Source organism: Novacetimonas hansenii JCM 7643, assembly GCF_000964405.1.
GTDB classification, from domain to species: domain Bacteria; phylum Pseudomonadota; class Alphaproteobacteria; order Acetobacterales; family Acetobacteraceae; genus Novacetimonas; species Novacetimonas hansenii.
The window spans coordinates 1-11,963 of record NZ_BANE01000404.1; the positions used below are offsets into that span (position 1 = coordinate 1).

At 51.9% G+C, this 11,963-nt stretch carries 9 protein-coding genes and 1 tRNA gene; 6 read left to right on the top strand and 4 right to left on the bottom strand.

Going from position 1 to position 11,963, the window contains the following annotated elements; genetic code table 11:
- The coding region (locus tag B7G66_RS18555) for a hypothetical protein (RefSeq protein ID WP_206778214.1) at positions 1-224 on the top strand (224 nt) is incomplete at its 5' end.
- A gap of 187 nt (positions 225-411) precedes the next feature.
- On the opposite strand, the gene B7G66_RS16770 is transcribed toward B7G66_RS18555, so the two are convergent.
- Both B7G66_RS16770 and B7G66_RS16775 read right to left on the bottom strand, forming a co-directional pair.
- Complete coding sequence (locus B7G66_RS16770) at positions 412-2,736, bottom strand: TonB-dependent receptor (protein WP_003621525.1); 2,325 nt, start codon at positions 2,734-2,736, stop codon at positions 412-414.
- Positions 2,737-3,832: 1,096 nt separating this feature from the next.
- Positions 3,833-4,336: an RrF2 family transcriptional regulator gene (locus tag B7G66_RS16775; RefSeq protein WP_003621528.1), complete on the bottom strand. Its 504-nt coding sequence runs from the start codon at positions 4,334-4,336 to the stop codon at positions 3,833-3,835.
- Between the two features lie 893 nt (positions 4,337-5,229).
- On the opposite strand from B7G66_RS16775, the gene B7G66_RS17685 reads away from it, so the two are divergent.
- The 3 genes from B7G66_RS17685 to B7G66_RS16785 are packed head-to-tail and all read left to right on the top strand — an operon-like array spanning position 5,230 to position 8,827.
- Positions 5,230-5,679, top strand: coding sequence for a M48 family metalloprotease (locus B7G66_RS17685; RefSeq protein ID WP_141313064.1), 450 nt, complete (start codon positions 5,230-5,232; stop codon positions 5,677-5,679).
- 25 nt (positions 5,680-5,704) lie between these two features.
- Positions 5,705-7,690 (top strand): TonB-dependent receptor, encoded by a 1,986-nt coding sequence (locus B7G66_RS16780; RefSeq protein WP_231106227.1) that lies wholly within the window; start codon positions 5,705-5,707, stop codon positions 7,688-7,690.
- Between the two features lie 18 nt (positions 7,691-7,708).
- Positions 7,709-8,827, top strand: coding sequence for an acyl-CoA dehydrogenase family protein (locus B7G66_RS16785; RefSeq protein ID WP_003621533.1), 1,119 nt, complete (start codon positions 7,709-7,711; stop codon positions 8,825-8,827).
- 839 nt (positions 8,828-9,666) lie between these two features.
- Here the strand turns inward: B7G66_RS16785 and B7G66_RS18050 are convergent.
- Together B7G66_RS18050 and B7G66_RS16800 are read right to left on the bottom strand one after the other, a co-directional pair.
- Positions 9,667-9,828: a hypothetical protein gene (locus B7G66_RS18050; protein WP_155116157.1), complete on the bottom strand. Its 162-nt coding sequence runs from the start codon at positions 9,826-9,828 to the stop codon at positions 9,667-9,669.
- A 451-nt stretch (positions 9,829-10,279) separates the two neighbouring features.
- Positions 10,280-10,365 (bottom strand) — tRNA-Tyr (locus B7G66_RS16800).
- Between the two features lie 108 nt (positions 10,366-10,473).
- On the opposite strand from B7G66_RS16800, the gene rlmB reads away from it, so the two are divergent.
- Entirely contained in the window at positions 10,474-11,358 is an 885-nt protein-coding gene (rlmB, locus tag B7G66_RS16805) for a 23S rRNA (guanosine(2251)-2'-O)-methyltransferase RlmB (protein ID WP_040512703.1), read from the top strand.
- A 94-nt stretch (positions 11,359-11,452) separates the two neighbouring features.
- On the top strand, positions 11,453-11,803 hold the full coding sequence (locus tag B7G66_RS16810) for a RidA family protein (protein WP_003621537.1): 351 nt from the start codon (positions 11,453-11,455) through the stop codon (positions 11,801-11,803).
- Positions 11,804-11,963: the final 160 nt, after the last annotated feature.

The following is an 11,963-nucleotide window of genomic DNA, read 5'->3' on the forward strand; positions in this document are numbered from 1 at the left end:
CAGGCTGGTATTGTTCAAAAACTTTCGGATCAGGCTCTAAGAGAGTGTCTGGAAACAAATTATTTATAAAAAATAAGAAAAGTTTTGGGGTGCCGCCTTTTGATCGAAAAAGGCGGCGTCTTCTGAAGCTTTTTGGAAAAATCTTCACCAAAAACTTTTATAATTTCAGAATGTTATTGAAGGTTCTTTTTCAAGCAGCCTCTAAAACCCTGAAAACCATTTGATAACATCGCCACTGATCGGAAGTAATGGATGGGTCCGGCTGGTGCCGTTCATTAGAAAGGAAACAGATTTCAGGGATTTTTAGAAATCGTCACCAGAAATTTTCTTATTCCTGTGGGCGGCCTGTCCCATATTTCCAAACAAGATCCGTCCCGTCCCCATGGTCCATGACAGGGGACGGGCAGGGGGTCAGAAACGCTGTGACAGTCCCGTCAGGATCGTGCGGCGCAGGCCGTATTGCGGCGCGCCCACCCCGATCCCGCTGCCATCACGCAGTTCATAGCGGCGGTCGAACAGGTTGATGACATCAAGGCGCAACTGTGTGCGTTTGAGGAACCCGACCTGAAACAGGTCCTGGAACGATTGCACCAGTGACAGGTTGAACGTCACATATTGCGGCACTTTTGCCCCGTTCGGGGTGGCGCCGTCGGCGCGCAGGCCGTTGCCATATACCATCGTTGCCGACAGGCGCAGCGGATGTCCCGTCTTGTAAAACGCGCTGTAACTGCCCCCGGCGGAGGCTGTCCACCGCTGGTCATGGTCCAGGTGAATCCAATGCTGGCGGATATAGGCAAGGTCAGAGGGATCAAAGTTCCATTGCGCGCTGTTGATATCCTTGCCGATGGCGCGTGACCACGCAAAGTTGCCATAGACCGAAAATGGCCCATGGCTGTAATCGGTGGCGAATTCATATCCGTTGACCTGCCCCCGACGGTAATTGAAGGCCGACAGGATGATGGGGGAGCCGAACTGCCCTTCGTCAATCATGTTGCGCGCCAGTTTTACATACGCGTCAAATGACGCATGCCATCCCGGCAGCAGAACCTGTGAAAATCCTGCATCAAAATAATGGTCGCGTTCCGATTTGACGGTGGTATCCTGCAACGTTCCCGGTGCCGCGGACGTATTTGCGAATTTGTTCAGCGACGTGCCCCCCACCAGTTCGAATGGCGGTGGCGTGAAGTAGCGTGAATATCCCGCATGCAGCGTGCCCCCACGCCAGGGTTGCCAGACGATGTTGAGGCGTGGGCTGACCTGTTTTGAATGTGTATATTCATCCACCCCGTCAAAACGCAGGCCGTAATTGATTGTCAGGTTACGTACCGGCCGCCACTCATCTTGCGCATACAGGCCATACAGCCAGCCGGTGCGGCCATTGCCATCATGAATATTTTCCGTCACGCCACTGAAGATCGCATTCCCGTCACTGTCTGTCCCGGTCTGGGGATAAACGGTGGAATCCGTCTGTGATACCGTACGTTCGACATAGGCCTGATAGCCAAAGCGCACGGTATGGCGCGGGGCGGCACGCCATGTCACGTCGGTCTGTGACCCGGTGGACATGACGGAACGCTGCGCACGTTGTGCGATGCCGTTATATACCAGATCCCCCAATGCGTCGGGGGAATAGCCAAGGGAGCTGTAGCGGGAAAAAACCGATGATTGCAGGCTGAAACTCCCGATTTCCTTTTGCAGGGACAGGATCGCGAAATCCGTGATTTCCTTTTGCCGTTCATTCAGGTCCGCGCTGTTGACACTGCCATAGACCTGGTGGGACAGGTTACTGGAAAGGAAGTCAGGATTCGCGAACTGCCTTTGCTGACCGGGATTGTTCGGCAGCTGATAATATGCGTTCGATACCCCTGCGGTAAAGCTGATGCGGGTATTTTCATCAGCGGTATAGCGCACATGACCAAGGAAATGATATTGGTTGGTCAGGTCATGCAGCGCGTTGAATTTTGGCGTCGTGTTTTCAATGCCCACACGGTCATGCACGAAATCTGCGGTGACAAAATAATCCCATTTGCCATGCGCCCCGCCATATTGCAGGGATGGAAAGAAATAATCCCGCGCCCCGCCATAGACCGAAACTTCACCACCGGGATCGGTGCTGCCATTCTTGGTCGTGATATCTATAACGCCCGCCTGCAGGAAACCGTATTCGCTGGGTAATGCGCCGGTTGTCATCGACATCGAATGGGCAAAGCGCGTCATCAGCGTCTGGCCAAAGACACTCAGCCCTTCGGGAAGTTGCACACCATCAAGGCGGAACTGTACCTCGTTATGGTCGCCACGGATATGGATCTGCCCGTAACTGTCCTGCGCCACGCCGGGGGCCTGCAACAGGACGGTGTTCATCGGTGCGTTGTCGCCGCCCGGAATGGCCTCGATATCCTTGCGTGAAAAACGATAGGTACTGGCCCCGGTGGCAGGTTGCAGGGCGGAACGCACCTGATCGAGATGCGCGTTGACCGTAACATGTTCGCCCTGTGCATCGGTGTAATCGGTGACGGTCTGCCGTGTGGGGGCGTGCGTGTTCTGTTGTGTGGCGGTGGGCTGCGTGCTGTCAGCAAAAGTGGAGCGTGCGTCTTCTTTCGTGCCGCCGTTGGTTGTGGTTGTGGCCACGGCTGCGGCATGTGCCGTGCCACCTGTGGGCAGCGCGGACAGGCATGTCGTGCCAATCAGCAGGCAGGAAGATGACAACAGGGGAAGGATGCGCGGGGATGGGGGCATGTAAGGGCCTGCGTTGGGAATGGTCAAAAAATGGTGGTGTCAGGCGGCGCATCTTACATAGAACGTTATATCATAACAACTATGGGATGCAGGATATCCGCTTTCTGATGCGATGGCGTGATGAAAAAGCCACACCCACATGCACCTGCCTGAAATAACAAAGGTTTTGGCAAATATTATATAAGCAGGCTTTGAAACAGGTGCCCTGTTAAGGGGAGGGCGATACGCGAAAGCTTTTAGGATGTTTGATCGGGAATATTTTGGGTCACCTGAGAAGGGGCATAGGGGCGTTGCCTTCTATCTGGCCCATGTTGCTTTCATGGGGACTGTCCTTCATCAACGGCAGGCATGACCAACAGGATCATCATGGGCGCGCGCAGGTAGGTGCCCCATATGACATGATGTTTCGCACAGTAGGATCAACGCCGCGTGCGATATGGCCCAGAGACGGTCGGGGCTGTATGTCCCCGCAGCGTTTGACGGCGCTGTCTGAACCTATCCTATCCTATCGGGGCAACACCAAGGCCGCTGGGTGCTGATTTTTTCAGAAAACCAATATCTGTCGATTTTTTGGGGGAAAAGCTGCACCAGAAACTTTCATGGTCCCGGTTAGATAATGAAGCTGCTTTTCCAACCCGTCTTTCAGGAGACAGAGTGGGGGCATTTCATGGGTACAGGGAATGAAAGTTTTCTGGTGCCGCCTTCTGAAGCTTTTTGGGAAAATATTCACCAAAAACCTTTATAATTTCAGGATATTATTGAGCCTGATTTTTCAAATGGTCTCTTATTTTAAGAACATGTCAGTCATCAGGGGGGCAGGGTGGTTTTGACCCATCGGTACATACCACCTTTGATCCTTGGGGCACCACAACAACCGTGTGGGTGTGGCTTTCACCATCCCCACATCCCGCAAGGGGCATAGCCAGAACCGGCAACACGAAGAAAAGCAGAGCAGGCACAGCCCGTTTCTTGCACATCCATGTCATTGGGAAGGCTTCCTTGTCCGGTTGCGGTTTTTATATGTCAGGTCATCCTTGTATCGGCAATATCGTATGAAACACGCAACAGTTCCCCAATGATCCGGCGCGCAGGACCATCAGGCAAAGGCGGTATTGTGGTCATGTCCATTGTACTCATGTTCGCGCGTCATTGGTTCCGACGCGGCGGTAGGCAACATCATCTGGAATGTCTGAAGCAGGTGCGGATGGGTCATGACATCGGCCAGGGTCCGCCGGTCCAGCACGCTCATGAACGCGTTCAGCGCCTCGCCCATCAGGCCCTGCAGACGGCATACACCCGCCAGCCGGCATGACCCCTTTTCCTGATTGCAGGCGACGATTCCCATGTCTTCTTCGGTATAACGCACGATATCGCCGATGCGGATGTCCTGCGGGGCGCGTGCCAGCAGCAGGCCACCATTGCGTCCGCGCTTCGTCACGATAAACCCACCCCGGCCAAGTTTGTGGACAACCTTGACCAGATGGTTTTCGGAAATATCGTAGGTCTGCGCAATATCATGAATGGCGACCCGAGTATCCGGCTTTGCCCCAAGATAGAGCAGCGTACGCAATGCGTAATCGGTATAAAGGGTCAGGCGCATTGTAATATTACCATTTTCATTCGCATAAATAAGTATAGATTGCAGATATGATTGCCTAATATCAGGATGTATGACTGTTTTTCACATCTGGAATATAATCTATGGGAAACCATAGTCGCGCGCACCTACCCGAAATGGTAGGTGCCGGGATGAGATAGTGTTTAAAAGAAAACATAAATAAATAATTTATAAGAAAATATCATCATGCTTTGGCAGGGGTACGCCTTGTCTGTGCATGGCGCCCGATGCAATCCAAAAATGACCCTGTCATCATGCCAGTTCAGGCCAGTCATATGGGAACAGCGGATCAGGCCCCGCAGATGGGTAGTACATCTCCCTGATCCGGGGGGAGGGGTGGCAAGGCGTTCTTTGCCCTCCCGGCTCTTGGTCGTTGGAGGGGACTGCAAGCTTGCACCATCATTTTCCCGCAGCGTCCTCGCTGTCGTCATGATCTGCGCATTTTTGGATGAAAACTATCGGGAATGATTCATAAAATACATGCAGTAATTTTTATAAATATTTCAATAACTATGTGAGTATATTTAATGTAATATCTGGAATTAATCCCATATTACAAAAGTAATAATTTATCAAAATTGATTTTCATAATATATTTTATGGGTAAGGTAGAATCTGAAAGCATCGCGATAGCGATATGGTTTGAGTGCCATAATAAACTAAATTTTTTAGTTATATAAAATAATAGAAATGATTTGCAAAATATCAGATGCCGTGAAATTAGTTGCATAACAATTTAGTTATTATGGAATTCAACTTAAATATGAAGTGAATTACCACATGCGTTGTTTACGGCGATTGTCAGGAACCTACATGGGTTATTTTCATAATCCATGAAATAAATTCATCAAAATTCAAATAATACGGAAATAAAAATGAGAAAATACAAACAAAACCATAATTTAATTGAAATATATGGTGCTTTTTTGTTGTCAACGACTTTTGTGACATATGGATATGCCCAGACCCCTTCTATAATATCATCGAACCACCCGAAGGTTCCTGCACATCAGGATATGCATAATGGTGGAACAGTATCGGCATCTGCCATCAGGCCTGCCAGAAAGCCAAATGCCAATGCGGCATCAGGCAAAGAAGGGGACTCCGTTCAGGCGAGTGGCGCTGAACTGCTGGGTGTTGTCGGGCATCATCTGTCCCATGCAACGGCCAGTATCATTACGCAAACGGCCTTGGCCCGAAACGTGGCAGGCGCCAATCCCCTTCAGACCCTTGGCCAGCTTCCGGGTGTGATGTTTGCGGGTGGTGATGGGCAGGGGTCTGGATATCTGGACATCGCAACTGTATGTCCGTGGGTTCCAGAGTAATCAAATCGGCGCAACACTGGATGGAATGCCTTTGGGCGAGCAGACTTTTTATAACTATAACGGATTAGGTATCACCCAGGCCATTTCACCAGAAAATATACGGACGGTATCAATATCGCAGGGGGCAGGAGCAGAGGACGTCGCCGCGACCTCAAGTCTTGGTGGCGCCATTTTGTATGCCAGTCGCGACCCTGCAAAGAAAAAGGGCGCTGAAGTTTCACAGACCTTCGGCAGCTATAATATGTTCCGAACGTTCGTCCGTTTGGATAGCGGTGAAATCGGACCGGCAAAAACCCGTTTTTATGTTTCCTATGCCCGCAATGATACGAATAAATGGACAGGGGTTGGCCCCCAGTTCCAGCAGGTCATTAATGCCAAGCTTTATCAACCAATCGGGGAAAGCAGTCATATCTCGGCATTTTTTGATTATTCCGATGTCGACCAGATGACCTATATGCCCAAAAGCCTTGAGATTCTTAATACAGTTGGGCAGAGACCTGATTATTATTATGGAACGCCAAACGGCTATCGCGATGCTTATATGGCGGCAGAAGGCAATTACATGCGGGGCGAAAACCGCTCCAACGATCCCAAGGATGTGTCCTATTATGATGGGGTCAATGAAGTGCGTGATTATATGGGCGGCATCAATTATGATTTCCTGTTAACCAACCGGCTTCGCCTGACCGGCAGTATCTATGGTCATCGTGAGTCTTTTTATACAACATGGGCCAATCCGTATACGCAGGATATGGTTCCCGCCCCAAATGGCGCAGCCCTTTCAGAGGACGTCACCCATACCGGGATCCAGCGTTTCGGTGGTACTACGAATCTGGCCTATAATATCGCACATCATGATATCAATGTGGGATTCTGGTACGAAAACAATCATTTCAATACTGAGGGAAATGAATATAGCGAACCGGTTCTGGGGACAGGGTCACCGTTAAATTCCTGGGGGCCATGGAATAACCCATATGCGACACTTTATGCACAGGTTTTTAATACCAATACCTTTGTTGCACATGTCAGCGATACCTATAGCCCGGTTCATGGGTTGAAAATTCATTATGGATTCAGGTCCCTTCTCAACACGACCCGTGTTGGTGCTTTGGCCAATTATCCAGATTATACCGGTGCGTCCGCCATTGCGGGCGGGGACAGCCTGACCACAGCCAAGGCGTTTCTGCCTCATATCAACATAGATTGGAATTTCAGGAAACATCACGAATTATATTTTGATTTTGCGGAAAATGTACGTGCCTTCCCGGTTTCAACTTACGGCGCTGCCGCTTCGCCTCTTGTCAACTCGCAGCAGGCTTATGAAGAAAAGGGCAGGAATGTACAGCCGGAAACCGCATGGGCCTATTCGATAGGATATCGCTATACCTCCCGCTACCTCACGGGAAGCATCTCTGCCTATCGGGTTGATTTTCATAATAGGCTCCAGGCGCTCTCCTATAACGTGACCCCGACACAGTTCCTTTCATCGGTTCAGAATGTCGGAAGTGTCAACATGAATGGGGTTGATGCCGCCCTGACATTCATTCCCGTTCATGGCCTGAATATTTATAATAGCATCAGCTATAATCATGCGACGTATGCCAAGAATATTACGTCTGATGGTATCACCTATTATTCCCATGGGCGTCAGGTTGTTGGATACCCAAGTTTGATGTACAAGGCATCCGCATCCTATAGTTTCCATAATGCTGAAGTATTTATTAATACCTCTTATATCGGGCGGCGTAACCTCAGCTATGGTTATACGGCACAAGATCCTGCAACATCTGTCCCTTCATACTGGTTGACCAATCTGGGTGCATCCTATGATTTTGGACGTATTGGTATCATGAAGAACTTTCGTATAAACTTTAACGTCTATAACCTGACAAATGTTCGCTATATCGGGGCCATGGGGGTCGAAAATTTCCCGCTTGCCGGTGATCAGGATACCCTTCAGATGGGGGCGCCGCGTATGTTTTATGGTGGCTTAAGAGCGCAGTTCTAATTCAGGAAAGTTTTGATTATGACTGATACGACCCTTGATGCATTTCTCGAATGTTTTTCGGCCCGTGCTGTTGTTCATGACCGCTCTGGCGAGATTGCAACAGAAAGCCTGGAAGACCTTCGTAAGGCTGGATATCTGGGTCTTGCTGTGCCGCGCAATATCGGCGGACAGGAAATACCATTATCGGACATGACGCGGATTGTCGCAAAAATTGCAACAGCAGATCCGTCAACTGCGTTGATTCTTGCCATGCAATATCTGCAAACATGGGCAGTGACGCAATCCAGTTGGGCTACGCCTGCAAAGGACAGGCTGCTTAAAGACATTCTGGATAATGGTACACTCATCAATGCGCTGCGTGTTGAGCCAGAGCTTGGTACACCTTCAAGGGGTGGCATTCCCCAGACAGTTATTCGCAAGGACACGAATGGCTGGCGTCTTGATGGGCGAAAGATTTTTTCGACAGGTTCTACCGCCCTGCGCTGGGGGTTGGTGTGGGTTGCAACGGCCGAGGAGTCGCCAAGAATTGGTCAGATTCTTGTCCGTCTGGATGAACCTGGTGTAAGAATCGAAAAAAGCTGGCATCAACTGGGCATGCGCGCCACGGGAAGTCATACGTTTATTTTTGATAATGTTTTTATTCCCGACGATCATATTATAAACGTGGTATCCCCGTCTGTCAGCAATCCTGAGATCCCGCAGCTTGGGAGGTACCATGCCTTGCTGATTTCATCACTATATAATGCAATAGCATGCAGTGCCCGTGACTGGTTTGTTAAGTTCCTGCACGAACGTGTTCCGTCGGGTCTGGGTCGGTCTTTGGCAACGTTACCACGCTTTCATGTCGTTATTGGTGAACTGGAAGGATTGCTTTTAAGTAACAAGGCGCTTTTGCAATCAGGGTTTGCAGAAAATATTTCTGAAGTGGAAATACAGCAGGTTAAACGTCTGGTGACAGAAAATGCCATCAGTGCGGTCACTCGTGCTATAGAAGCTATCGGGAATCCCGGTCTCTCACAAAATAACCCTTTGGAACGTCATTTTCGTGATGTTTTATGTGGGCGCATTCACTCTCCGCAGGGCGATGCCGTGTTGGAAAGTGCGGGGCGTGACGTTCTGATGCCATCGGCGCGATAAAATTTTTGGCGGCTATTTGAAAATTCAGGATCAATCATATCCTGAAATTATAAATGTTTTTGGTGAATGTTTTCCTGAAATGCTTCAGAAGATGCCGCCTTTTTCGATCAAAAGGCGGCACCCAAAATTTTTCTTGTTTTCAAACAATCGCTTAAAATGCTTTATTTTAATAAGGGTATTTATATACTGAACTCATAAAAAATATCAGTTGCAGATGTTTCTCGAACAGCCCCTTTGGAAAAAGGCAGTATCAAAAAACTTGCTGGGATTGTGTTGGACTCAGGCAATTCATGAGGAATGTAAAAGCCTGCACCGAAAATTTTTTATCATGCCTGCGGGTGACTGGCCCGGGCGTTTCAAACAGGTTCTCAAAATCAGTCTGTGGCGGTGCGCGTTTTACGATTGTCGGGAAGGGTGCCTTTTGTCATTCGAGCCGCCATTCCCAACAGTTTTTGTGATGCAGCAAAGTCCATAGGGGGGATTTCTGTATCGTGCGAGAATGCACGGGTTATTTTCCTCGTTGCCGGGAGGCATCGCATTGTGCCTGTAACCTGTGCATGGCGTCTGGTGGCATCGGGGCGGTCATCATCGCGCGGTAGTGCATGCATGCGGGCGTATCGTGCTGCCTGTGTGTGGGGGGCGGCGCACAGGCAGCAAGCGTGAGGCCAAGTATGGTTGTGATGCAGCGGTTGCTGAACCTGCGCATCATACTTTCTTTCTCAGCCGTAGGCCTGTGTCTTTTGTCATTTTCCATCGGGCGTTAAGAGGGGCAGAGGCGACCGAGAACGATCAGGGTCTGCGCATGCCCCGTCATGTAAGATGGTCACTGGACCGCAGGATCAAAACATGAGAGCCAGAAACGACCCTTTGAAGCAACGTCTTTTGTGGACTGCGTCGCTTGCTTCGCTTTTTTTCTGACGGATCCGCTGAATGCGCGCCCTGATCTCCTGATCGAGTTCCGGCGATATTTTCATACGGCTTTCCTTGGTGACGTCCACCATGTCCGGGTAATCCCACATTTCGGGATTGTTCAGCCGGTCCAGCTTTTTTCTCCGGGATCAACGCGGGCTGCTTACCCCGCGCGACCAGACTGCTACGAATTTAATATAGCATCAAAACTTGCTTCATCTGTCAGCTTTCCAAGCATAACAGAAGGCGGAACCGGTCGCCCGTCTTCTATATCTCTGCTCATGGCGCGACGCGCGGCGTGAAAGAGCATCTTGCACCAGCCTGGCAAGGGCCACTGCGGTGCTGGGGTGGACTCACGTAAAACGCTATTTGGTTCATCATCCGCAAGCGCGCCAGCAGCTTGGAGGCAATATCGGGCATGGCCCAAGCAGCATGACCACAATAAACCTGACCCGCCTGATGATATCAAGGTGGGGACCAAGAGGGCTATGCAACCCTGTCCTATTATTAGGGGACTGATTTATTTATAATTTTTCAGGAAAATGGTGGAGGGAGTTGGATTCGAACCAACGTAGGCGTACGCCAGCGGATTTACAGTCCGCCCCCTTTAGCCACTCGGGCATCCCTCCGGGTTGACGGGGTGATAATCATTCAATGTCGGGGTGTCAATGCCCACGACCAAAAAGCTGCAAGAATTACGGATGACGCGCGGGCTGCTTATGCCTAAAACCGCATGCATGAACATGCGTCCTTCCCGCCGTCGTCCGGGCCGTCCTGTGGGTGCGGCCGATTCGTCCCCTCCTGCTTCCGCCATGCCGTCGCGTGGGCGCGGCAGGGCATCGTTTGACCGTGGGTCCGATCGTGGGCCTGACCGTGCCGCCGAACGGGGCCGGGCAGAGGTCGCGCCGCGCGGCACATGCTGGCTTTATGGCACGCATGCAGTGATGGCGGCGCTGTCGAATCCGCACCGTCACCTGCGGCAGTTGCTGACCACGGCGGAGGCGCAGGCCGCGCTTGAGGAACGGATGGGACGCGCCCTGCCGATCCAGCCGCAGCGCGTGGATCGCGCGCGTATCGACAGCATTTGCGGCCGTGACGCCGTGCATCAGGGAATCGCGCTTCTGGCGGACCTGCTGGACACTCCCGCGCTGGAGGATATCGTGGAACGTCCCGGGCCGGTCCTGCTGCTGGATCAGGTGACGGACCCGCGCAATATCGGGGCGATCCTGCGTTCGGCGGCGGCGTTCGGTGCCGCGGCGGTGATCGTGCAGGACCGCAACGCGCCAGAGGAAACCGGTGCGCTGGCCAAGGCCGCATCCGGCGCGCTGGAGGTCGTGCCGCTGGTGCGTGTGGTCAACCTGTCACGCACGATCGACGCGCTGAAATCCCATGGCATGTGGACGGTGGGGCTCGATGCGGGGGGGGGTATCCTGGATGGTGCGTCTTTCCGTCAGCGGCGCGTCGCGCTGGTGCTGGGGGCAGAGGGCGCGGGCCTGCGCCGCCTGACGCGCGAACATTGTGACGAGATTGCGGGCCTTGCGATGTCGGGGGATATGGAAAGCCTTAACGTCTCCAACGCTGCCGCCGTCGCCCTGTATGAAATGTCGCGCCCGCGCGGGTAATGTGCCCCAACAGTGTCCTGATATTGCCAGGACATGGGCAAACACCGCATCAGAAGCCTGTTTTCGTAAAAGTCATAAAGACGGAGAGACCCCTATGTCGATCAAACGCCTTCAGCCCGAAACGCGCCTGACCGGGGCGGTGGTTCATAACGGTCTGGTCCACCTTGCCGGGCAGGTCGCGGATGATCCCGACGCCGATGCCGAAGGACAGACCGCCGATATCCTGCGCCAGGTGGATGCGCTGCTGGCGGAAGCCGGGACGGACAAGAGCCGCCTGCTGTCGATGCAGATCTTCCTTGCGGACATGGGGGACATGGCGGCGATGAACCGGGCGTGGGATGCATGGCTGGATACGGCGAATAAACCCGCCCGCGCCACGGTGGAGGCCCGCCTGGCCGACCCGCGCTGGCGCGTGGAAATGACCGGTATCGCAGCCCTTCGGTAAAGCGTCCCTGTCGCACGGGAGGGCGCGCGATCATCGGGACCGGTACTCCACGGACATCATGGAAGTTTGGGGTGAATATTTTTAAAAGTGTCTGGGGATTCTCTGCTTTCAGAGAATGTTTGAAAACACATCATTGATAAAAAACAGGAAAAGTTTTTGG